Source organism: Sulfitobacter sp. DSM 110093 (assembly GCF_022788715.1).
Taxonomy (GTDB): domain Bacteria; phylum Pseudomonadota; class Alphaproteobacteria; order Rhodobacterales; family Rhodobacteraceae; genus Sulfitobacter.
Map to the genome: position 1 here is coordinate 63,852 of NZ_CP085170.1, position 23,866 is coordinate 87,717.

General features: G+C 59.8%; 18 protein-coding genes. 4 read left to right on the top strand and 14 right to left on the bottom strand.

The features are described from left to right. Positions 1-12 precede the first annotated feature (12 nt). The 7 genes from DSM110093_RS19790 to DSM110093_RS19820 form a co-directional block, all read right to left on the bottom strand. On the bottom strand, positions 13-1,407 hold the full coding sequence (locus tag DSM110093_RS19790) for a M20 family metallopeptidase (protein WP_243268406.1): 1,395 nt from the start codon (positions 1,405-1,407) through the stop codon (positions 13-15). A 2-nt stretch (positions 1,408-1,409) separates the two neighbouring features. Beyond that, positions 1,410-2,993: a gamma-glutamyltransferase gene (locus tag DSM110093_RS19795; RefSeq protein WP_243268407.1), complete on the bottom strand. Its 1,584-nt coding sequence runs from the start codon at positions 2,991-2,993 to the stop codon at positions 1,410-1,412. A 4-nt stretch (positions 2,994-2,997) separates the two neighbouring features. Further along, complete coding sequence (locus tag DSM110093_RS19800; RefSeq protein WP_243268408.1) at positions 2,998-3,993, bottom strand: oligopeptide/dipeptide ABC transporter ATP-binding protein; 996 nt, start codon at positions 3,991-3,993, stop codon at positions 2,998-3,000. After that, positions 3,990-4,988 carry an ABC transporter ATP-binding protein gene (locus DSM110093_RS19805; protein WP_243268409.1) on the bottom strand — a complete coding sequence of 333 codons (999 nt, stop codon included), beginning with the start codon at positions 4,986-4,988 and terminating at the stop codon, positions 3,990-3,992. Before DSM110093_RS19805 ends, DSM110093_RS19800 begins: the two co-directional genes overlap by 4 nt. Before the next feature lie 3 nt (positions 4,989-4,991). Then, complete coding sequence (locus tag DSM110093_RS19810; protein ID WP_243268412.1) at positions 4,992-5,894, bottom strand: ABC transporter permease; 903 nt, start codon at positions 5,892-5,894, stop codon at positions 4,992-4,994. Between the two features lies 1 nt (position 5,895). Then, positions 5,896-6,813, bottom strand: coding sequence for an ABC transporter permease (locus tag DSM110093_RS19815; RefSeq protein ID WP_243268413.1), 918 nt, complete (start codon positions 6,811-6,813; stop codon positions 5,896-5,898). Between the two features lie 114 nt (positions 6,814-6,927). Continuing rightward, complete coding sequence (locus DSM110093_RS19820; protein ID WP_243268416.1) at positions 6,928-8,445, bottom strand: ABC transporter substrate-binding protein; 1,518 nt, start codon at positions 8,443-8,445, stop codon at positions 6,928-6,930. A 164-nt stretch (positions 8,446-8,609) separates the two neighbouring features. Here DSM110093_RS19820 and DSM110093_RS19825 point away from each other — a divergent pair, with 164 nt between their 5' ends. Then, positions 8,610-9,392, top strand: coding sequence for an IclR family transcriptional regulator (locus tag DSM110093_RS19825; RefSeq protein ID WP_243268417.1), 783 nt, complete (start codon positions 8,610-8,612; stop codon positions 9,390-9,392). A gap of 40 nt (positions 9,393-9,432) precedes the next feature. Here the strand turns inward: DSM110093_RS19825 and DSM110093_RS19830 are convergent, their stop codons facing one another. The 6 genes from DSM110093_RS19830 to DSM110093_RS19855 form a co-directional block, all read right to left on the bottom strand. Continuing rightward, positions 9,433-11,496, bottom strand: a complete 2,064-nt coding sequence (locus tag DSM110093_RS19830; protein WP_243268419.1) for a catalase — start codon at positions 11,494-11,496, stop codon at positions 9,433-9,435. A 101-nt stretch (positions 11,497-11,597) separates the two neighbouring features. After that, entirely contained in the window at positions 11,598-12,641 is a 1,044-nt protein-coding gene (locus DSM110093_RS19835) for a glycosyltransferase family A protein (RefSeq protein ID WP_243268420.1), read from the bottom strand. Then, entirely contained in the window at positions 12,638-13,201 is a 564-nt protein-coding gene (locus tag DSM110093_RS19840) for a methyltransferase domain-containing protein (RefSeq protein ID WP_243268422.1), read from the bottom strand. The genes DSM110093_RS19835 and DSM110093_RS19840 overlap by 4 nt, the downstream gene beginning before the upstream one ends. Further along, complete coding sequence (locus tag DSM110093_RS19845; RefSeq protein ID WP_243268424.1) at positions 13,201-13,899, bottom strand: PIG-L deacetylase family protein; 699 nt, start codon at positions 13,897-13,899, stop codon at positions 13,201-13,203. The genes DSM110093_RS19840 and DSM110093_RS19845 overlap by 1 nt, the downstream gene beginning before the upstream one ends. Next, a complete protein-coding gene (locus DSM110093_RS19850) occupies positions 13,896-14,984 on the bottom strand; it encodes an acyl-CoA dehydrogenase (protein WP_243268425.1) in 1,089 nt (362 codons plus the stop codon). Before DSM110093_RS19850 ends, DSM110093_RS19845 begins: the two co-directional genes overlap by 4 nt. A gap of 181 nt (positions 14,985-15,165) precedes the next feature. Continuing rightward, complete coding sequence (locus DSM110093_RS19855; RefSeq protein ID WP_243268427.1) at positions 15,166-15,795, bottom strand: glutathione S-transferase N-terminal domain-containing protein; 630 nt, start codon at positions 15,793-15,795, stop codon at positions 15,166-15,168. Between the two features lie 229 nt (positions 15,796-16,024). Between DSM110093_RS19855 and DSM110093_RS19860 the strand changes: the two genes are divergently transcribed. Continuing rightward, positions 16,025-18,088: an NAD(+) synthase gene (locus DSM110093_RS19860; protein WP_243268428.1), complete on the top strand. Its 2,064-nt coding sequence runs from the start codon at positions 16,025-16,027 to the stop codon at positions 18,086-18,088. 6 nt (positions 18,089-18,094) lie between these two features. Here DSM110093_RS19860 and DSM110093_RS19865 read toward each other — a convergent pair whose 3' ends face one another. Beyond that, complete coding sequence (locus DSM110093_RS19865; protein WP_243268430.1) at positions 18,095-19,315, bottom strand: MFS transporter; 1,221 nt, start codon at positions 19,313-19,315, stop codon at positions 18,095-18,097. A 255-nt stretch (positions 19,316-19,570) separates the two neighbouring features. Between DSM110093_RS19865 and DSM110093_RS19870 the strand changes: the two genes are divergently transcribed. Together DSM110093_RS19870 and DSM110093_RS19875 are read left to right on the top strand one after the other, a co-directional pair. After that, a complete protein-coding gene (locus DSM110093_RS19870; RefSeq protein ID WP_243268432.1) occupies positions 19,571-20,740 on the top strand; it encodes an efflux RND transporter periplasmic adaptor subunit in 1,170 nt (389 codons plus the stop codon). After that, positions 20,737-23,856 carry an efflux RND transporter permease subunit gene (locus tag DSM110093_RS19875; RefSeq protein ID WP_243268434.1) on the top strand — a complete coding sequence of 1,040 codons (3,120 nt, stop codon included), beginning with the start codon at positions 20,737-20,739 and terminating at the stop codon, positions 23,854-23,856. Before DSM110093_RS19870 ends, DSM110093_RS19875 begins: the two co-directional genes overlap by 4 nt. The last annotated feature ends 10 nt before the right edge of the window (positions 23,857-23,866 follow it).

Below are 23,866 nucleotides of genomic sequence, written 5' to 3' on the forward strand. Positions count from 1 at the left end.
CCGCAATATTCTCTATTTTTCGCGCGGCGGGGTATTGCCGTCGCCCAAGTCCCAGAACACGCCCGCCATTACGCGCAGCGCATCGCGGCAGACGGGTTTCAGCACATGTTCATCCGGCGCGTGCTGCGAACAGCTGCGATAGGAATGCGGCACCCAAACGGTGGGCAGACCCAGAATGTCGCTGAAACTGTCGTTGGGTAGTGACCCTGCAAGGTTCGGCAGGATATGCGGCGCTTTGCCCGCGCTCTTTGTCAAAGACTCCGCGACGAACTTGACCCAAGGGTGATCTGCATCCAACCGCGTGGCGCGGAAGAACCCGCGGTCGTGCGGCTCGATCCGCACCTCCTCAAACCCGTGTTTGTCAAGGTGCCGGCGTAGGGCGGGCAAGATGTCTTCGGGATCGGTGCCGACCACATAGCGCAATTGGCAAGTGGCAGTTGCATGGGCCGAGATCGCGTTGACCGGCGCTTCGGGGACACCGCTTTTCATCGCAAGAATGGCAAAGCTGTTCCAGCCATAGGCGCGCTCGACCGGGGTCAGGTCTTCTTCGCCCCAGTCGGTGTCGATGGCGGGGCCGTCATCGCTTTCGATCGGCAGGTCTTTCAACGCCGCGCGGACCGAGGGGGTCAGGCTGTCGGGCCGCCATTCCGCGATCTGGATTTGCCCGCGTTTGTCGGTGATGGTCGCCAGCGCTTGGGCCAAGATCATCGCCGGATCGGCCAGCAAGCCACCCCAATTGCCCGAGTGATGCGCCCCGTCGCGTTTGTCGATGATCAGATCAAAAGAGACCCCGCCGCGTGAGCCCATGAACATGGTCGGCACATCGGGTTGCAGGCGCGGCCCGTCCGAGGCGATCAACACATCCGCCGTCAGCTTCTCGCGGTGTTCGGTGAAGAACTCAGGCAGACCCGCGCTGCCGGTCTCTTCGCTCATCTCAATCACGATGCGGCAGTTGAACCCCAGCTTGCCGCGCGTTTTCAGCACGGCCTCGAGAGCGGCGATATTGATCAGGTGTTGGCCTTTGTTGTCGGCGGTGCCGCGGCCATACAGTTTGTCGCCTTCCTCAACCAATTTGAACGGATGCAGCCCCTCGCGCCACTGGTCGGTCTGGGCGCGGATCACGTCGCCGTGGCCATAGGTCAGCACTGTGGGCAGATCGTCGCCCTCGTGGCGCTCGCCCACAAGGAACGGGCCGCCGCGTGGATCGGGGTTGTCGTGAAAGCTACAGACGAAATCCATCGCGGTCAGGCGCGGCTCCATCGTTTCAATCAGATAACGCTTTAGCTCAGGGGCCTGGTCTGGGTTCTGGCTTTCCGTCTCATAAGAGACGAGGTTGGCCAGTTCCGATTGGAAGATTCCTTCGTCGAAATACGAAGAGATCGCTTTAATCGCGCTGTCGCGGCTCATGTTCAATTGTCCTTTGTCATATCTTCGGAAACGGCGTCGCCCCAGGGGGTCATGATTTCTGTGCAGCCCGAATTGCGCTCCCCCTTGCGCATCACCCCAGCGGGGCAGGCAAAGGCATAGGGGAAGATCGTGCGCTTTGTTTCGGCAACAGTGTTGTCTTCGCGCAGACGGTCCAGCACATCGCGCGGCAGGTCTTCGTCGGCGATGAGTTGGTTCACGTCCGAAGCGTCGATCCGGGGCGCGTGAAAGCTGTCTTCCAGCGACATGTCGAAATCGGTGACGAAGGACGACAACTGCGCAACCGCGCCGAGGATCTTGCGCCCGCCGGAGGCACCGAAGGCAAAGCGTTTTTCACCCTGTTCGCCGATCACCGGGCAGACGTTCATCAAGCAGCGTTTGTTCGGGCCGAGCGAGTTTGGGCGGCCCTGTACTGGATCGAACCACATGATGCCGTTATTCATTAAAAATCCGGTGGAGGGGGAGACGACGCGCGAGCCGAAGATCGACAGCAGTGTCTGGGTTTGTGCGACCATATTGCCGTGACGGTCGACGACCGAGAAATGCGTGGTGCAGCCCGGGGCCTCGGGACTTTCGCCGCTGTCGCCCATTGATCCGAGCCGTTGTGCGTAAGCGCCTTTCAGCGCCGCAGCCATCGCGGCATAACTGTCGGGGCCGGGAGCGCTGCCGAGGTCTTCGGTCTCCAGTGACGCAAATGTATCGCGGAAGGTCGGCCCGGCAGTAAGGCCCGGCACCACATGGAAACGTGCATCACGGTAGGCAAAATCAAGCGGCGCGTGGAATTCGGCGCGGTAGGCGTGGAGGTCTTCGCGCGACAGAGAGCCCCCTTTGTCTTGCACATCCTGCGCCATCGCGGCGCCAAGATCACCGTCATACAGCGTGCGCGCGCCATGCCGCGCCATCTGATCAAGGCTGTCGGCCATGCGCGACTGATCCAGCCGCTTTTCGGCCAGCGCGGTCCAGCCGCTGATCGTTGGCCATTGTCCGTCCTCAAGGAACAGTGCAGCGGCATCAGCGTCTTGGGCAAGGGCACGCGTGCAAGATGCGATGATCAACGCGGCGTACCAATCAACCAGCAGACCCTTGCGCGCATGGTCAATCGCGGGCGACAGCAGTTCACCCCAGGGTATCTTGCCAAAGCGATCATGTGCTTGGCCCAGCCCATCGACCACACCCGGCACGGCAATCGCGGTTGCACCCTGCACGTTGCGGTCGCCTTCGACATGCTCCCATGGGAACAGATCGCCTGCCTTGCCGCGTCCGCTGAGCGGATAGTTCGCAGGGTCAAGCGCGCCGGGGCTGCGCATGCCGTGGTTCAGCGCATGGGCCTGACCTTCTTCGGCGCGCCAAAGCATCATGGCCCCGCCGCCGGCAGGGCCGCTCATCCACGGCTCCAACACACCGATGACAAATGATGTGGCGACGGCGGCATCCACCGCATCGCCCCCTGCCGCCAGCACTTCGGCCCCGGCAAGTGCGGCAAGCCGGTGCTGGGCCGCAACGACGCCATGTTCGGTTTCGATGACGACCTTACGGGTCTGCGAACTGTGCGACAGGTTAAGGGACATTCGGTTACTCCTGTTCGTACATGGGCGAGAGCGGATCGTGCAGATGGCAAGCGACATGGCCCTGAGGGATCGGGATGTGGCGCGGCGCTTCGACCTTGCAATGCTCTGTCGCGCGGGGGCAACGGGGGTGAAAATGGCAGCCCGACGGCGGCGCAATTGGGTTTGGATAGGCCATGCCGAGCTGCGTGTCTGGCACGCCCAAGCCCGGCTCGGGTGTCAGCACGGATTTCAAAAGCGCCTTGGTGTAGGGATGACGCGGCGCGTCAAAAAGCCCGGCGACCGAGTTCTGCTCTACGATCTCGCCCAGATACATCACCGCCACGCGGGTCGCGAGGTGTTCGACCACCGCGAGGTCGTGACTGATGAAAAGATAGGTCAGGCCAAACTCCTCGCGCAGCTCGCCCAATAGGTTGAGGATCTGGCTCTGCACCGACACATCCAGTGCCGAGGTTGGCTCGTCGCAGATCACCACTTCGGGCTTCATGATAAGCGCGCGGGCAATCGCCACACGCTGCCGCTGGCCGCCCGACATTTGGCTGGGGTAGGTGTTCATCACCCGCTGCGGCAGGCCGACAACGTCGAGGATCTCTTTGACCTTCTTCTTGCGGCTGGCCTCATCCCCGATGCCATGCACCCGCAGCGGCAGAGAGATCACATCATAGATGCTTTTGCGCGGGTTGAGCGAGGAATAAGGGTCTTGAAAGATCGGCTGAATGCGCCGCGCCAGCGCCAGACGGCCCTGCTGCGTGATCTCTTCGCCGTCGATCTTGACGTGACCGGCGGTGGGCTGTTCCAGCCCCAAAAGGATCTTGGCGAGGGTGGATTTACCGCAACCGGATTCGCCGACCAGCCCCAGCACTTCGCCTTTGCCCAATTGCAGCGATACGTCGTTCACAGCCGTCAGCGGTTTGACCTTGCCGAACATGCCCTGTTTCACCCGGTAGGTCTTGCTGACGCCCGAAAGCTCCAGCACCGGGGGGGTGTTTACGCTGTCCTTCATACGGTCAGCTCCTTCTCGGAATGGCGTTTGCCATCGGGGAAAATGCAGCGGAAGGCGTGGTTGCCGTCCTCTCTTTTCGGGATGTCGCCGCGGCATTCGGCCACCGCATGGGGGCAACGGGTGCGGAAGACGCAGCCTTCGACCTCGCCCACCAGCGAGGGCACGATGCCCGGAATGGTCCCCAGTTTCGCGCCGCGGTCGGTCTTGCCGGGCAGGGGAATGCAGCGCAGCAAGCCGCGGGTGTAAGGATGGGAAGGCGCGTTGAAGATATCGCCCACCGGGCCGGTCTCAACCAACTCGCCCGCGTACATCACGGCGACCTTGTCGGCGACCCGCGCCACGACGCCAAGGTCGTGGGTGATCAGGATCACGGCCATGTTCATCTCGCGTCCCAGATCGTGCAGCAGCCGCAGGATCTGCGCCTGAATGGTCACATCGAGCGCCGTTGTCGGCTCATCCGCGATGATCAGTTCCGGCTCGCACATCAGCGCCATGGCGATCATCACGCGTTGGCGCAGTCCGCCCGAGAGCTGGTGCGGATACTGCGACAGACGGCTCTCTGCGGCGGTGATGCCGACTTTTTCCAGCAGTTCAATCGCCCGTGCGCGGGCCTGTTGGCGGCTGACCTTGCGGTGCAGCAACAGCGCCTCGGCCAGTTGGTCGCCGATCGTATAGGCGGGGTTGAGCGAGGTCATCGGCTCTTGGAAGATCATCGCCATCCGCGCCCCGCGCAGTTTGCGCATCTGGCCTTGGCTGGCGGTGGTCAGCTCGGTGCCATCAAAGGTCATCCGATCCGCGTTTCGCTTGATAGATTTGCCCAAGAGCCCCATCAGCGCGAGCGAGGTGAGCGATTTGCCCGACCCGCTTTCGCCGACGATGCAGAGGGTTTCGCCACGGTTAAGATCAAAGTCGATCCCACGCACCGCATGCAGGGTGCCGCCGCCCGTGGGAATGTCGAGCCGCAGGTTGCGGACACTCAAAAGAGGTTCTGTCATGGGTCAGCTCCGGTTTTCGGGGGCGGTCACGTCGCGCAGACCATCGCCCATCAGGTTGATCGCCAGCACCAGCACGAAAAGGACAGCGCCGGGGATCAGGACGAGCCAAGGCTCGAACAGCATCATGTTTTTGCCTTCAGAGACCATCAGCCCCCAGCTCGGCGTTGGCGGTTGCACACCGAGGCCAAGGAAGGACAGTGCCGCCTCGAGCAAGATCGCATGGGCCATTTCCAGCGTTACGACGACGATCAGGTTGTTGGCGATATTGGGCATGATCTCAGACAAAAGGATGCGCGGGGTCGAGGCACCGATGACCTGAGCCGCCGCCACGTATTCGCGCCGCCGCACCTGCATGGTCGAGGCGCGCATCACCACGGCGAAACGATCCCAGAGCAGCAGACCCAGAACGCCGATCACGACCTGAAGCGAGCCGCCAAGGATCGCCACGACCGCGAGGGCCACCAGCACCACCGGCATCGCCAGACGTACGTTGATCAGGAAGGTCACGACCGCATCGACTTTGCCACCGAAGTAGCCCGCAGCGACGCCCATGGCCGTGCCAATCACGCCTGAGATCAACGCCGCCACGGCCCCGATCAACAGTGAAATCCGCGCACCGTAAATCAGGCGCGACAGGTAATCGCGGCCAAGGTGGTCGGTGCCCAAGGGATGTTCCCAATCGCCGCCAAGGAACGCAGGCGGCTCCATCCGGGTCATCAGGCTTTGCGCATAGGGGTCATGTGGTGCGATCCAAGGGGCGAGGATCGCGATGATCGTGAGGATGATTAGAACGATCGCCCCGATCAGGAGACCTTGGTGCCCAAAGACGCGCTTGCGCAGCATTTGGCCGGGTGTCGGGCCCGTGATTTCATCCAAAAGGCTGTCATGTGTACCAGCGGTGATCATGTCAGCTGCTCCTCATGCGGGGGTCGAGCCATGCGTTGAGCACGTCTGCGAGGAAGGTGAAAACGATGTAGAACATCGAGAAAATCAGGATCAGCGCCTGCACGGTGGGCAGGTCGTTGCGCGCAATGCTTTCCCACGCCAGATAGCCCGCGCCATGCAGGGCGAAAATCGATTCAACCACGATGGAGCCGCCCAGCATGAAACCCATTTGTACGGCGGCAAGGCTCACCACCGGGATGATCGCGTTGCGCAGCGCATGGCGGAACAGCACGCGGGTTTCATTGGCACCCTTGGCCCGCGCGGTGCGGATGTAGTCAGAGTTCAGCACATCCAGCATGCCTGCCCGGGTCAGGCGCATGATCGCGGGCATCGCGTAGTAGCCCAGCACGATGGTCGGCAGAATGAAATGACGCCAAGTCTCGGTGCCCGAGGGCGGCAGCCAGCCAAGTTGGATGGCGAAAACCACAATGAGGATCAGACCGAACCAGAAGCTCGGCATCGCTTGGCCCGCGACCGAGATGAACAGGGCCACACGGTCAATGATCGAATTGAGGCGGATCGCGGCAATCACGCCAAGCGGCACGGCAGTCAGCAGCGCGAAGGTGATGCCGCAGACGCCCAGTATCATCGTCACGCTCAGGCGGTCGGCGATGAGCGAGGCAACCGGCAGGCGGAAATAGTAGCTCTCGCCGAAATCGCCCTGCATGGCCGAAAACAGCCATTCGCCATATTGCACCAGCATCGGACGGTCAAAACCATAGAGGCGGCGCAGGGCCTCGATATCTTCGCCACTGGCGGTTTCGCCCGCAAGTGCTGCGGCGGGATCGCCCGACAGGAACAGCAGGCTGAAGCTGATAAACGACACGGTGAAGGCCACAAGAATGGCCAGTCCCAATCGTTTGAGAATAAATTGAAGCACGGGTGCAACTACCTTGAGGCTGCGCCGCAGGCGGAGGGCCTGCCGCGTGGGTCTGGGTGGGGTGCGGAAAAGGCAATGGCAGGGGCACCGGTCATGGCGCCCCTGCCGGTTGGTTTACTTCCAGCTAACCGTGGTGAAGCGCAGAACTTCGTCGGCTGTGGGCGTGTACTCCACCTCGTTGGTGGTCACGTAGTTGGTGTTGTAGGAGAACATCGGCGCCCAATAGGCTTCCTCGGTGATGCGTTCGATCGCCTTGGTGTAGTTCTCTTTGCGCACCGCTTCATCGGTCGAGCTGTCGGCGATGTTGAGGTATTCCAGCGTCTCATCGTCCATCGCATAGTCAAGTGAGCCATGTTTGAAGAACTGGCTGACCATGGCAGAGGCGTCGTTGATCGAATAGCTGCCCCATGTCTGGAACGACACGACGGTTTCGCCCTTCATGTTCTGCTCGCGCAGGGCGGAATACTGCAACATTTTGAAGTTGGTATCGATGCCCACGGCGTTCAGATAGCTGGTGATCGCCTCGGCATATTCACGGTCGCGGTAGGCGTAGAAGTCGATGGTCAGGCCGTCTTCATAGCCTGCCTCGGCCAGCAGTTCCTTGGCTTTCTCGGGGTTGTACTCATATTCGACCGCCGCGTCTTCGTCACAGCCGAACTGGCTGGGGAAGCAGGGGGTGTAGACGACTTTGGACTTACCTTTGAGCAGCGCGTCGACCAGTTCCTGACGGTTGATCGCATAGTTCACTGCTTTGCGCACACGAACGTCGGTGAAGGGGCTGTCTTCCGAACGACCCGCTGCATCCAGCGTCAGATAACCTACACGCATGGTGGATTCGTTGGAGACCTGAAACTCGTCCCGCGCGGCTAGTTTCTCGGCTTGGTCCGAAGGCACCTGCCAGATCAGATCAAGCGATCCGCTGAACAGTTCCGCCATCTGCGTGTTCACATCTGGGATCGTGCGGATATCTACGTTCTTGATGCTAGGCTTGCCCTTGGGGCTGTCGTGGTAGCCGTCATAGGCTTCCAGTTTGAAGTGCTGGCCGGGGACAACTTCGGTCACTTTGTAGGGGCCAGTGCCGACCGGTTTCAGACCCATGCCCTCGGGGCCGGCTTCTTCGTAGTAGTCGCTGGGGTACATCGACACGGGGCCAGAAAGAAATTCAATCGCAGCCGGGAAGTTCTCTTTCAGCATGATGCGCACGGTGAAGTCGTCGACCTTCTCGGCCGATTTCATCCAGTTCACATTGCGCTGTGTTTTTACGCCATTGGCTTCGTCGGCGACGTAGTTAACGGTAAATACCACGTCGTCGGCGCTGAAGTCAGAGCCATCGTGGAATTTCACACCTTCGCGCAGTTTAAATTCGATGGTCGTGTCGTCGATCCACTCCCATTCGGTGGCGAGGTTCCCCATGTATTCGTTGCTGACTGGATCGCGGTAGATCAATCCGTCCCAAACCGCGCGCTGCAAAACAACGCCTTCGCGCGATGAGTTGAAATAGCTGTCGACGTTCTCAAGCTCTTTGGTGAAGGCAACATTCAGCGTGTCGTCAGCCTTGTCTGCCCAGGCGGTGCCCGACGTAGCGGCGAGGATAAGCCCGGTGATGGTTGATTTCAGGACCGTAGATTTCATAGTCAGCTCCCTGTTGGTTTACGAATTTGGTTTCGTATGGTTTTTACCTTGCGAAGCGTATCATATAATAATACTTGATATCGCTATACGATTATTAAACGCAAACAGCTTGGCAAGCGTCAAGCCCCGGTTTGAACATCGGGGTAATTTTTCGGGGCAGGTGATTGGAAAAGAAGCAAAATACTCTTTACGTTGGATCGCTCGCCAAAGGGCTTCGGCTGCTCCGTGCTTTTGATGAATCGCATACGGAATTGTCACTGGTAGAACTGGCAGAGCGTAGCGGGCTGGACAAAAGCGCGGTGCAACGTCTTGCAAATACGCTGCATATCGAAGGGATGCTGGACAAAGATCCGGGTACCCGCCGGTTTCGGCCGTCCCACGCGTGGCTTGAATTGGCTTATGCCTATTACTGGTCGGATCAACTGGTCGGGCAGGCGATTCCCAAGCTGATCGACCTTAGTCAAGAGATCGGCGAAACGGTGAATCTGGCCGAGCTTTCCACGGATCATATCATCTACGTCAGCCGTTTGCCGTGCCAGCGCACTTATTTCGCAGCTACGGTGATCGGGCGGCGGCTGCCTGCGCTTTCGACATCGGCGGGGCGGGCGATCATCTCGACATTCTCGCCCGAAGACCGGGAAGAGGCGATTGAAACTTGGCCGCTCAAAGCCTTTACCGCGCGCACAACGCTCGACCGCGATATAATCCGCCTAAGTGTTAATGAGGCCGTGCAGCAGGGCTATGCGATCTCCAGCGATCAGATGATTTTGTCAGAGATCGGCGTCGCCTGCCCGATCACCGGCCCTGATGGGCGGGCCTTTGCGGCTGTTCAATGTTCGGTATCATCGCACACCTGGACCCGCGAGCGGATTAGGGCCGAGATTTTGCCGCGCCTTCAAGACACCGCGAATGCGATTTCGCCATCATCACAAGTCCATCGCCGCTAGTTAAGAAGGCCGGGGCATCGCTGCCCCGACCATTAACGGATTATTCCCAGTTCAGCTTTTCCTCGCGCTCCCAAAAGCGCAGCTTGCGGCAAGTTTGAAGGAAGCCACCGGCGTTGTCGGAAGAGATTTCTGTGGTGCCTTCGTCCTTCTCTACGCCTGCGGCGCTAAGCAGCGGGTCGGCGGCTTTGGTCCAGGCGATGAACTTGTTATGGGCAAAGGCGTCAGAGACGAAGTCCTGCGAAGGTTTGTTCTTGGCGATCTGATCGGCTTTCTCTTCGCCGAAGACCAATGCCACGGCATCAAACACAACTGACGGTCCGCCGTCGATCTTTTCATCCGCCGCTCTGGTGCTGCCATCGGACAGGGTAACCCCTTGGATATGCGGCGTCACGATCGCGACCATCGCGCCTTCATCGGCAAAGGCTTTTTCAAGCGCTTCGACCACCGCCACATCGGCGCCATTCGTGAGGAACAGGCCCAGCTTTCGGCCTGCAAAGGTGTTTGGCGGGTTTTTTAAAATGCTCAGCGCGTCAGAAGCAGGCAAATCGGTGATTGGCGTACGGGCCGGGGTCGCGGGTTCCGGCATCTCGGTCACGCCGAGACCTTCGGCCACTTGTTTGGCCAGATCGTCATGCACGTTCATCAGATGCGACAACATCCTTAGGCGAATGCGCTCTTCCTGACATTTCGACAGCTCGAAAGTGTAGGCCGCCGCGATATGCTGCTGCTCGATCTCGGTCTGGCTGATGTAGAACTGCCGCGCTTGGCTGTAGTGGTCGGCAAAGGTCTCGGACCGGACGCGCTGCTTGGTGCCGCTGACCTCTTCGGGGTAGCTTTTGAACCCAATCTCGGGGTTCTCACGCGGGCCGCCATCGTCGCCCCAGCTGTTCGGCTCATAGTTCACGCGGCCCTTGGGATTGTGCATCGCCATATGGCCGTCTTGCTGGAAGTGATGGAACGGGCATTTCGGCGCGTTGATCGGAATATGGGTGAAGTTCGGCCCACCGAGACGTTTGATCTGTGTGTCGAGGTAAGAGAAATTCCGCCCTTGCAGCAGTGGGTCGTTGGTGTGGTCGATTCCGCGCACAATGTTCTGTGTGCAAAAGGCCACCTGCTCTGTCTCGGCAAAGAAGTTGTCGACGTTGGCATCCAGCGTCAGCGTGCCGATGATGCGCACCGGTACCTGTTCTTCGGGAATCAGTTTGGTCGCGTCGAGGATGTCGAACTCGAACTTGTCGGCGAATTCGTCGTCAAAGACCTGAATGCCCAGATCCCATTGTGGGTAGTCGCCCGCGTCGATGGCATCCCACATGTCACGGCGGTGGAAGTCAGGGTCCGCGCCGTTGATTTTGAGCGCCTCGTTCCAAACCACCGATTGCACACCCTGCTTTGGCTTCCAGTGGAACTTGACGTAATGAGATTTCCCCTCGGCGTTGACCAGTCGAAAGGTATGGACACCGAACCCCTCCATGAAGCGGAAAGAGCGCGGGATCGCCCGGTCGGACATCTGCCAAACCGTCATATGGATCGCTTCAGGCGAGAGCGAGACGAAATCCCAGAAGTTGTCATGCGCCGACTGCGCCTGCGGGAAGCCGCGGTCGGGGGCGGGTTTGACGGAGTGGATGAGATCGGGGAACTTGATCGCGTCTTGGATAAAGAAAACGGGGATGTTGTTGCCAACGAGGTCCCAGTTGCCCTCTTTGGTATAGAACTTCGTCGCAAAGCCGCGCACGTCGCGGGCCAGATCGAAAGAGCCTTTGTTGCCTGCCACGGTGGAGAAACGGGTGAAGGTCGGGGTCTTTTCACCGACGCGCTGGAAAATATCGGCGGAAGAGAGTTCGGGGATCGCTTCTTTCAGTTCGAAATGCCCATGCACCCCGTAGCCGCGCGCATGAACGACGCGCTCTGGAATGCGCTCGTGATCGAAGTGGAACATCTTTTCGCGAAAAACGTGGTCTTCCATCAGGACCGGGCCGCGCGGGCCTGCTTTGAGCGAGTTCTGATCATCCGCGATCGGACCGCCCTGCGCGGTCGTCATTGTCTTTTCGCGGTCCGTGGTTTGCTGGCGGGGGTCGCCGCCTTTGCCAAGTTCTTTGTCTGTCATGATCTTTCTCCACAGCGCCCCCGGAAATAATCGGGAGGATTTGTTGCTAATGTATGGCGGGCCGAAATAGCCGCCCAATAACGGGGAGCAATTGCCTGCCCCTACGAGAGTTCAACCTCCCCGAGAGCCGAGGGTTCCCTAGCATTTGCAGTCAGTTCGCGAAAATTCTCGACGGGCCGAAAATGGTCTGGGACCGGATGGTCGGTGGATGTAGACCCGTCTGCCTGCCTGTGCAGAAATGACGACAATACCGCTATATGTGTAGGTAGGTCGCGTACGCGCACACGCTGAGAGGGCGGTACTTGCGGGGGCCAGACTGCCAGCGCGCCCTGGCGTAGCTGGTGAAGCAGAAGTGTTGCATTGGGCAGGCAGTCGTCGGCCAGATAATCCACTCCGGCAAGCCTGTCGCGTAATGTATCGGCCATGCCGCCTTCGGCCCGCCCGACAAGGCGGCATGAGGCTTCGACCCAAATATCATCCGCATGAAGCACCGATTTTCCCAACGCCCTCAAGGCGCGGATTATCTGACGGTCTTCACCGCAGGGGATTGGGGCAAAGCCGCCAACGGTTTCATAGGCGTCGCGGGTGAAACCAAGGCTGGCACCGGGGGCCCCACCGTGACTTCCGCGCAGATCGGCACAATTGGGGGCATTGCGGGCGTAGAGCTCAATCACCAATTCGCGGTAAGCAACTTCATAGTGGTGTAAATGCGGGTCTAATCCGGCCAAGCAGTCGGCCTCTTTGGGGTTCAACGTAACTTTGCCACAGATGGCATCAACTCGTTGCAGATGGTGAAGGCTCTGCGCGATCCAATCGGGGCTGACACGGCAATCAGCGTCGGTTGTCAGGATGTGGCGCAGGTGGGGCATCTGTTCTAACGCCAAGGCGGAGCCGCGCTGTCTGGCAGCACCAACTCCCATGCCGGGGGCGAAGGTGAGGTCAAGAACGGTCAAATCAAGACTGTGATGCGAAGCGATGGCCTGCGCTACTGCGCCAGTGTCATCGTCGGTGTTGTTCACTACAAGTATCACACGGACCCGGTCGGTGCACTGCGGTGCCAGCGCGGTGAGGCAATCGCCAATCCGCTCTGCCTCATTGCGGGCGGGGATGATAATCGCGGTATCCTTGCAGCGCTCGAAACTCATTCGCGCCTCCTTGGTAGTGCCCGGTCGATGCGGTAGTCGTCGGTTTGGCTCAGGCGGGCGAAATCATGGGTTGCAATTGCTTGTGCAAATCCTTGCATCGCCTCCTTTCCCTGAAGCGGATTTCCGGTGGGGCCAAGCCATGTCACACAGATGATCTCGGCCTCTGGCCATCGGGCCTGAATGTCGGTTGCCAGTTGTTCCAGCCCCGCGTGATCAAGAAAATACAGCACCTCTGACAGGATCAGCAGGTCAAAATCGCCCTCTGGCAGGGGGCCGGGGTAGAAGCCCTGAACGAACCGGCCTTGGGGAACCGCCTGCCGCGCGGCGCGCAAGGCAGTATCTACCGCGTCCATCCCGGTATAGCGCGCGCAGAGGTCGATTAGATGCCGCGCCAATTGACCGTTGCCGCAACCAAACTCAAAGGCCGAGCGGTATCCGCTTTGTGACAGCGCCGCACGGGTTGCTGCAAACTTGGCTTGTTCATAAGCGCTATGTTCAAACCCCCAAGGATCGCTGGTTTGTGCATAAAGCCCTTGCAGGTGATCCAACCCCACACCCATCACGGCATCCTCCAGAAAATTTCGTCGTTCTGGGCAAAGAGGTCGAACATGGCTTCGGGCAAGACAAAGCCGTCGGGGTCGTCCTGCACGATCTGTCCAAGCTGGCTGCGATGGGCCCGGAGCCCCGCGATCTTGGCCTCACGTACCGAAGAGATATCGAGGCGGATAGGGTCATATTGCGCGGTGTTTTGTGCAAACTCTGGATCGTCCCAACGGCTCCAGACCGGGTAGCTGTGGAAATGCAGGTCGGGCCGCTTTCCCCGCAGGCTTTCGGCATTCTGCGCCGTGGTTTGATGGTCGCAATGCTTGTCTTCGCGGGACGGCACAAAGACGTGCTTTGCTTTGTGTCTGTCGATCACGTCGGTAAGCGCTGCCAATACTTCGGTTCCAGCGACCTCATGCAGGCGGCTGTCGGGCAAGCCGAGCCATGTCACGTCGTCAGCCGTGCCGCCCAAGATTTCAACTGCTTTGACCAACTCAATGTGGCGTTCAGCGGCCAATCGCGCTGGTGGCCAGTTAACCGAGGACGGATGGCTGGCGCTGCCGTCGGTCAGGCAGATCACATGCGCGCCTGCATCCGCGAAGGCACGGGCGAGCAAGCCTCCACATGCAAGGGTTTCGTCATCAGGATGAGGGGCCAGAACCACGATCTTCTCGTGGCCCGAGAGGGCTTGGTGGAGGGCTGAGTTTCCGCTCATTTAAAGACCCCCCAGATTGTTTCTTCGCTGGAAAGGGCATGGCGTGCGGCGCGTTGCAAAAACGCATCCCGTGCGGCTTGGCGCAGGTAAACCGACAGGTCACGCGCCATGCGCCCAGTTTCGGATGCTGCCGCGAAGTGTCGCAAGCCGAGGCTTTGTTCCACCGCCTTGATCGCCTCCAAAGCGACTTCCTCGGTATAAATCCGTGCGGCGATTGAGGTGCTAACGATGGTCTCTTCTGGGGCGTTATCCAAACTGGCAAGTGCTGCGCGTTCCGCCAATGCCATCCCGGCCCAGACACGCATCAATACCTGCATCAGCCGTGCCAGTTGGGCGTCAGCCTCTAACCGGTCCATGTCGCGAAGAGCGGTTGCCGCCGCGTCAATCAGCCCTGCCGCGGCACCGGCCTGAAGTGCTGCTATCCGCCAAACCCCACCGACAAAATGCGGCTCTTTCAAATAGTCGCCAGGGGCGCCGATAAGGTTTTCCTCAGTGACGGCTATGCCGGAAAGGTCGTATTTGCCCGAGGCCGTGGCCTGCATGCCCAACATATTCCATTGCGAAGCATCGCCGCGTTGCGGGTCGGTCACGTCAATCAGCGCCAGTTGTACTTCGGGGCCAGAGTTCACCGAAATGAGCGCATGGGTGACAGTGCCAAGGCCTGAGGCAAAAACCTTTTCGCCCTGCAACGCACCGTCGCTAATCATAGCAGGTTTGTGACCATCTGCGCCCCATACCCCCAAAAGGCCGCCATGCCGCGCCAGTTCTATAGCGTGGCTTGCTTGCGCGGTATTGCCGTACAAACGGATGAGTCGCAGCGCGTTTACATGGCCCTCCCACAACCGCCCGACACTAAGATTGGCCGCGCCGATCTGCATCAGCGCGTGAACGGTGCGCAGCGGCGTGGTCGCGCCGTCCTCCTGCATCAGTCCGGCGTCACGAAGAATGGCGATAGATGTGCCGATGGGCCGCTCGCCGGTTTCCTCTTTCCGTGCTGACGCGTGCAACGCATGTCTGGCGGCATCGTTCAAAACGTTAACTTGGGATGCGGGCGGGAATGGATCGAAACGCGGCGCACCGTTCATGACAGGGCCCGACAACTGGCAATATGAAAAACCATCAAATCAAGCGTCACGACTCACTCCCCATTCATGGACCGGGCAGCTTGCGCGAACGGCAGCACTTCCCATGCGAGTGCAACCGTTCAACTTATAAGATGGTTCCCGCCCACGTTGCAGTCCTGCAAAGGGCGCGGAGTGGGCGCGTTTACCCTTCGGGGATGTCGCCCATCACTTTGGGGACATGGTAGCCTTTTTGCACCGCGTCCCGCGCCCGCAGGCGTTGGTACCACGCACGCACATTAGGATAGTCAGCAAGGTCAATCTGCTGCCATTCATAGCGCGAAACCCAAGGCCAGCAGGCCATATCCGCGATCGAATATTCGCCGCAGATATGGTCGCGCCCTTCAAGTTGTTTGTCGAGCACGGAGTAGAGGCGTTCGACCTCAGCGCCGAACCGCTCTTCGGCATAGGCGGCTTTGCCGGGGTTGAAATGCAAGAAATGATGCGCTTGTCCGGCCATGGGGCCGAAACCGCCCATTTGCCACATTAGCCATTGCATCACCTCTGCCCGCGCCGCCTGACCTTCGGGCAAGAAGCGGCCATGTTTCTCGGCCAGATACCACATGATCGCGCCGGATTCCATCAAGCTGACCCCGGCCTCATGATCGACGATGGCGGGGATCTTGTTGTTGGGGCTGATCTTTAGAAACGCGGGGGCGTGCTGTTCATCTTTGCCGATATTGATGGCATGCACGTTGTAGTCGATCCCTAATTCTTCGAGTAGGATTGAGACCTTGCGGCCGTTTGGGGTGGTCCATGTATAAAGGTCGATCATCGCTTTTGGTCCTGTCTATGGATGCGCGCGGATTGATTTCTTGCAATGTTAAGCAGGCAGGCGAGGTTGGGTCAATGTACAGCCCTATCAGACGCCCCGCGTGAAGACCGAAGAGAAACCCATGCATTTTGCGCTTGCACGCGAAGGGTGTAACAAGGTTCATCGGGTCAATCTGCCGCGCCATAACCCTAGAACGCTGCCAAATGACGATATTGAAGGAAACCCTGACGTGAGCACGAGCCAAGCCGACGCCTTTACCGCCTACCACTGTCATGGCTTTGTCCGCGTGGCCACCTGCACACCGCGGGTGCGGCCTGCCGATGTGACGTTTAACCGTGATAGCCTGCTGGAGGAAATGCGCCGTGCAGATGCGGCGCGCGTCGATCTATTGGTTTGCCCGGAACTGTCGCTTTCCTCCTATGCTATTGACGATCTGCATATGCAGGACGCGCTGCTGCATGCTGTTGAAGACGCCCTTGCTGTATTGATTGAGGCCAGCGCCGAGATGACGCCGGTGATCCTACTTGGGGCGCCGTTGCGCCGCGAGGGGCGGCTTTACAACTGTGCCATCGCAATCTCGCGCGGGGCGGTGTTAGGCGTGGTGCCGAAATCCTACCTGCCAAACTACCGCGAGTTCTATGAGAAGCGCTGGTTCGCCCATGGCCGTGACACCAGCGGAGAGATCACCGTGGCGGGGCGTCGCGTACCCTTTGGCGATGATCTGATTTTTGAAGCGACGGATCTGCCCGGCCTTATCTTCCATTCCGAGATCTGCGAAGACCTTTGGACCCCCGCGCCGCCCTCGTCGGATGCCGCACTTGGGGGGGCGTTGATCCTCGCCAACCTTTCGGCGTCCAACATCGTGATCGGCAAATCGTCTGACCGCCACCTTCTGTGCCGGTCGCAATCCATGCGCGCCTTTGCCGCTTACGTTTATTCCGCTGCCGGTCCGGGTGAGAGCACGACTGATCTGGCTTGGGACGGGCAGGGCATGATCCACGAATTGGGCGATCTGCTGGCGGAATCAACCCGCTTTCCGCTGGAGCCTGAACTGACCATCGCCGATGTGGACTGCGGCCGCATTCAATCAGAGCGGATGCGAACGGGCAGTTTCCATGACGCCGCCCGGCACCGCGCACCTACATTCCGCCGGGTAACATTCACCCATCAGCCGCACTATGAAAACGCAGGCCTGCAACGTCCGGTGCGCCGTTTCCCCTATGTGCCGAACCGCGAAAGTCATCTGGATCAAGATTGCTATGAAGCGTTCAACATTCAGGTTGAAGGCCTGCGCCGCCGGTTCGAGGCGACCAAGAGCAAGACCATGGTGATCGGCATTTCTGGCGGGCTCGATTCCACCCATGCGCTGATCGTGGCGGCCAAGGCCTGTGACCGTATGGGCATCTCGCGCGACCGTATTTTAGGGTTCACCATGCCCGGCTTTGCCACATCCGAGGGCACGAAGTCGAACGCATGGAAACTGATGCGCGCTATGGGCATCAGCGCCGATGAGATCGACATCCGGCCAGCCGCGCGGCAGATGCTAGAAGACATGGATCACCCGTTCTCAGACGGGGAGCCGGTCTATGACATCACCTTTGAGAACGTGCAGGCCGGGCTGCGCACGGATTACCTCTTCCGGTTGGCCAACCAGCGGCAAGGCTTTGTCATCGGTACAGGTGATCTGAGCGAGTTGGCGCTTGGCTGGTGTACCTACGGTGTGGGCGACCAGATGAGCCATTATGCCGTGAACACCGGGGTGCCGAAGACGTTGATCCAATATCTGATCCGCTGGTCCAGCCGTTCGGGCCAGTTCGACGCTGAGACGGATAAGGTGCTTGACGCCATATTAGAGACCGAAATTTCCCCCGAACTGGTCCCCGCCGGAGAGGGTGAGGAAATTCAAAGCACCGAGGCGATGATCGGCCCCTATGAGTTGAACGACTTCTTCCTCTTTCACACGATGCGCTACGGGCTCGCGCCATCAAAGGTGGCCTTTCTGGCGTGGCACGCTTGGCATAATACCGAACAGGGGCGCTGGCCGGATGGCTTCCCGCAGGCCAAACGCAATGCCTATGACCTCGAAACGATCCGCCATTGGCTCGAGAAATTCCTGCACCGGTTCTTTGCCACCAGCCAGTTCAAACGCTCGGCCTTGCCGAATGGGCCCAAGGTCAGCGCCGGGGGCGCGTTGTCGCCGCGCGGTGACTGGCGCGCGCCGTCGGACTCTGTGGCGACACCGTGGTTGGATGAGTTGCGCAGCAACGTGCCCGAGAGCTGGCCAAAAGGCTGAGCCGCGCTATTCCTCGCGGCTCAATTCACCTTCGACAAAGTTCGGGGTCAGCGGCGGCGCGGCGTGACGTTCTAGGGTTTCAGGATCGCTGCGCAGGGTCATGCGCAGTAGGCCCCATGCGACAATCGCAAGTTGAAACGCCCCGAGGGCCAGCGGCAGGCCCCGTGGCCCTAGCGTATCCAGCAACACACCGGCCAGCAGCGGTCCGATTGCCGCGCCGATGCCTTGCATCAGCACCAAGCCACCCGAGACGGCGACCACCGCCGACCCCGGCGCGCGGTCGTTGACATGGGCGATGACGATGGACTGCGCGGGTAGGACCAAGCCGCCGATGGCAAATCCCAGCACCAACAACATGCTCCCCGATGGAATGGGGATTGGCAGGGTCAACATCATCAGCGCACCCCCAGCTGCCGCAAGGCCAATACCCAAGCCACGGCGGCTCATCCGGTCAGAAATCCAACCGAGCGGAAACTGCAAGACCAGCCCGCCAATGGTAAAGGCGGCGATCAGCAGCGCGATACGCGATTGGGCATATCCCATCTCTTGGGCAAACAGGGGTGCCAGCCCATAGAACGTACCGATAGAGGCACCCACCAGCCCCGCGCTTACCGCCCCATAGGGCGACAGACCCCACAGGCGACGCAGGGATGGCGGCTCTTGTGCGCCTTCGGCACGCGGCCCTTCGACCCGCGATAAAGAGATCGGCACCAAAGCGAGCGACATCACGATTGAGACCAAAACAAAGAGGATAAATTCAGCCGGATCGCCGAGGTTAAGCAAAAACTGCCCCGCCGCGCCCGACGCCATGCCGACCATGCCATAGACCGCCAGCAACTTGCCGCGCTGTGCTGAACTGACCGACGCATTGAGCCAGCTTTCTGTGACGATGATCAGCCCGGCAAAGGCAAAGCCCGTCAGGCAGCGCACGGCGATCCAGACCCACGGATCGATAAAGGCCAGATGCATCAGCGCCGCCGCCGAGGCGACAGAGGCGAGCGCGGCAAAGGTGCGGATATGGCCCACGCCACTGATTAGGCGCGGGGCCACGAATGAGCCGATGCTTAGCCCAGCGAAAAAGCCCGACATGATTAGGCCCGTGGTGACCCCGCCAAAGCCTTCCAGCCCCGCGCGGATGGCCAAGAGCGTGCCTTGCAACCCATTGCTCATCTGTAAAAGTGAAAAGCCTAATAGCAATGTCACCAGTGGCATAACGGTAGCGCGCATAATGTCCCCTTGGTCTTAAATCCGGCCTCGACATAGGCTGGCTTGGTCCGGTGGTCCCAAAATATGTGCGGCTGATTTGTAATTTCTAGTATTCAACCCTGACGCTCTTCCACCAGGCATGGTTCCGCGTCATAGTCGTATCAGCCAGCGGCTCCCTCGTGGAATGCTTGGCCATCGATCAAGCAGATTTGACGTGCCTTTTCTGGGGGAATGCTCAATTATGCGCCTTGTAACGCCATTAGAAAGCGCACTCTTGTGAAATCTCTGCGCCAATTTATCGTATTTTTGCTGGTTCTCGTTGCTGGGCTCTATGTGATGTTAACCTATGTACCCGCGTCGCGCCCCTTTGTGGCCAATACCGGTTTGCTGGAACTCTTGGGCATTGATCCCGCACCGGAGGAAGCGGACGGCGGCGGTGCTGGCTGGGGCGGCGGCGGGCCGTCTTTGGTGGTCACCGCCGAGGTGGGCGAGGAGAAGTTGGCCGACCGCATCACCGCAATCGGGGACGGCCGCGCACGCCGGTCAGTGACCGTGCGGTCCAACGCTGTAGGGGTTATCACCGAACTCAATCTGCCCGCCGGGCAATTGATTGAGGCGGGCACGGTGATCGCTCTGTTGGAGAATGAAGCCGAGCGGATTGCGCAAAAACAGGCCGAATTGCAACTAGAGAATGCCCGCACCGAACAAGTGCGTGTTGAGCGGTTGCAAAACACCGGCGCGGTCAGCGAAGTGCGCCTGCGTGAGACTGAACTGGCCTTGGAAAGCGCTGAACTCGCCCTGAGCCAAGCGCAGTTTGATCTGTCCCAACGCCGTATCCTCGCGCCGATCTCTGGCTGGGTTGGGATCACCGACATTGAGGAAGGCGACCGCGTTAATGCCCAAGACGAGCTTGCCACGATCACCGACCGCAGCGAAATTCTGATTGATTTCCGCGTGCCGGAACGGGTGGTCGGCAAATTGGCCTTGGGCAAAGAGATCACGGTTACTCCTCTTGGTATGCGGGATCTAACGCTTAAGGGCGAAGTCAGCGCGATTGACAGCGTGATCGACCGCGCCAGCCGTACCCTTTTGGTGCAGGGCCGGGTGCCCAACGAAGATGACCAACTGCGTGCTGGTATGGCTTTTTCCGTTAGCCTCACATTTGTCGGAGAGGCGCTTTTGGCGATCCCTCCGTTGGCGGTGCAGTGGTCTTCTGATGGGCCGTTTGTTTGGACGGTTCGCGAGGGCAAGACGCACCAAGTCACGGTTGAAATCGCGCAGCGCAACAGCGGTTCCGTGTTGGTCCTGTCGGAGGGGCTGACCGCGGCTGATGTCGTGGTAACCGAGGGCGTGCAAACCCTGCGCGAAGGCGGCGATGTCCGAGAGGTCAATCGGTCTGGCAGCGTGCAGTCAGACGCAGCCCCCGCAGAAAAGAAAACCCTATGAGCGCCGAGGCATCTGGCGAAGGTACGCCACCGCCTTCTACCGGCGCTGGCACCGCGCTGTTCGTCCGCCGGCCAATCCTTGCTTTTGTGTTGAATGCGCTGATCGTGCTGGCGGGCATTGCCGCGCTTTTTGGAGCGGAAATTCGCGAATTGCCCAATGTCGACAGGCCCGTCGTAACCGTTACCACGACATTCTCAGGCGCGTCGCCTGAATCTGTGGATCAAGAGCTGACGGGGCGGATTGAAGGCGCGGTGGGCCGTGTTTCCGGTGTGCGGGCAATATCATCGAACTCACGCTTCGGACGCAGTCGGGTCACGCTGGAGTTCAACGACAGCACCGATATCGACGTGGCCGCTACCGATGTACGCGACGCTGTCGCGCGGATCGTGAACCAACTACCTGATGGAGCCGAACAGCCGCAGATCGTCAAAGCTGACGCAAATGCACAACCGGTGATGCGGATCGCTGTGACGTCGACGGGCCGTTCACCCGAGGAACTGACCAAACTGGTGCAGGAACGGGTCGAAGACCGCCTAATCTCGGTCAACGGGGTTGCGGACTTGCAAGTTTACGGCGACCGCGAGCCGTTTTTCCGCGTCGATATTGATCAGTTAGAGCTGGCCAGCCGAGGCTTAACCTTGGGTGATATCCAAGGCGCTTTGGCGGATGTCGCTTATGACGCACCTGCGGGCGATCTGGCGGGGGACCGCCAGTCGATCAACGTGCGCACGACAGCCAGCGTCGCGACCACGCATGCGTTTGAGGCGATGGAGATCAAGGAGAATGTCCGGCTCGGCGATGTTGCTCAGGTGACACTCGGTCCCGCCGAGGGAGAAACGATCTTACGCGCGAACGGGCAATTGGGGTTGGGCATCGGAATTATTCGGCAGGCAACCTCGAACACGTTGGAAATTTCAGACGACGTACGCGCCGTGGTGGCAGAGTTGAACGACACGTTGCCCGATGATGTGCGGATCTTTGTAACCTCTGACGACGCGACCTTTATCTCAGGGTCGATCCGCGAGGTGCTGTCCACGCTGGCCTTTGCCGTGGGCATCGTGGTCGCGGTGATTTTCATTTTCTTGCGTGATTTTCGCGCCACGCTAATCCCGGCACTGACCCTTCCGGTTGCCTTGATCGGCACGTTGGCGGCGATCTATCTTGTTGGTTTTTCGATCAATATCCTGACCCTTCTCGCCTTGGTGCTGGCCACGGGCATGGTGGTGGATGATGCGATTGTGGTTTTGGAAAACATCGTGCGACAGCGTGCGGCAGGCATGGGGCCACGGGCGGCAGCGGTTTTGGGCACATCACAAGTGTTCTTTGCCGTGGTCACAACCACGGCGACGCTGGCGGCGGTTTTCATTCCGCTGTCTTTCCTGCCGGGCCAAGCGGGCGGGTTGTTCCGTGAATTCGGCTTTACCCTCGCCATCGCGGTGATGCTGTCATCGGTCGTGGCGCTCAGCCTTTGTCCGGTGTTGGCCAGTCGTCTGCTGACCCGGCCTGCGGTCGAAAATCCGCGTGGGCCGGTGGTGGCGCTTGGCAACTGGCTTTATCGACTTTACGCCGCGACGCTTCGCTGGGCGCTGGCGATGCCCTATGTTGTGGTGCTGATCGCCGCTTTCGTGGCGCTGACGGCGGTGTTGGTCTCAGGCGAAATTCGCCAAGAGCTGACCCCGCGTGAAGACCGGGCCGTTGCTCTGCTCAGCGTCACTGCCCCGCAGGGTGTGTCGCTTGAGTATACCCAAGGCAAAATGCGCGAGATCGAAGACCTTATCACCCCGCTTCAGCAAACCGGAGAGGTAACGAACATCTTCTCTATCACCGGATTTGGCGCGGATAATCGGGGGTTCATGGTGTTTACCCTTGCCGGTTGGGCGGACCGCGAACGCGCGCAGGATGAGATCGTGGGCGAAATGAACGGCAAGCTGCGCGGCATCGTCGGGGTGCGGGCTTTTGCGATCCAGCCCAACTCGCTTGGTATTCGCGGTGCAGGGCGGGGGCTGTCTTTTGCGATCACTGGGAACAACTATGAGCAACTGTCCGAGGTTGCACAGGCTATGGTTGACCGACTGAGCACAGACCCCGCTATGGGGCAGGTTCGGTTGGAGTATGAGCGCACACAGCCGCAGTTGTTCGTTCAGATTGACCGGACATTGGCCGCCGATTTGGGTGTTGATATCACCGGTTTGGGTCAGGCTTTGCAGGCCATGCTTGATGGGCGGGAGGTCGCGTCGGTGTTTATCGATGATACCAGCTATGGGGTGCAGATGCTGTCGACCTCAGACCCCGTGAACGACCCGCGCGACCTTGAGAATGTCTTTGTGCAATCCGGTACGGGGAAGATGATTTCGCTGGCCAGTTTCGTGACGCTAGAGGAACGCGCAGTGGCACCCGAGTTGGACCGTGAAGATCAGAACCGTTCGGTCGAGATCTCTGCCGGGCTGACACCGGGCCTGTCGCTGGGTGATGCGTTGGTGCAAGTGCGGGCAATCGGCGATGAAGTGCTCGCCGATGAAAACCTCATCGTGCCCTTGGCCGAGGCCGCCGCATTGGATCAGACCAGCTCGGGGCTTTTTGTGACATTCGGCTTTGCGATTCTTGTGGTTTTCCTCGTGCTTGCCGCGCAGTTTGAAAGCTTCATCTCGGCAGTCGTGGTGATGGCGACAGTGCCATTGGGGTTGGCCTGTGCGATCTTTGCACTGCTGATGACGGGGCAAAGCTTGAACGTCTATAGCCAGATTGGTTTGGTGATGCTGATCGGGATCATGGCAAAGAATGGGATTCTGATCGTCGAATTTGCCAATCAGCTACGCGATCAGGGTGCCGATATTCATGAGGCGATCTTTGGCGCTTCGACGATCCGGCTGCGCCCGGTCATGATGACGATGACTTCAACCGTGTTGGGGGGCGTGCCGCTGATCCTGTCTTCGGGCGCGGGGGCCGAGGCGCGCGAGGCATTGGGTTGGGTGATCGTCGGCGGTTTGGGCATGGCCACGCTTTCTACCCTATATCTCACGCCTGTCGCCTACTTCCTACTGGCGCGGTTCACTACGCCAAAGGCCGCCGAAGAAGCCCGGCTGCAACGCGAACTATCTGAAGCGCAGCCTGTCTGAACGGGCCTTT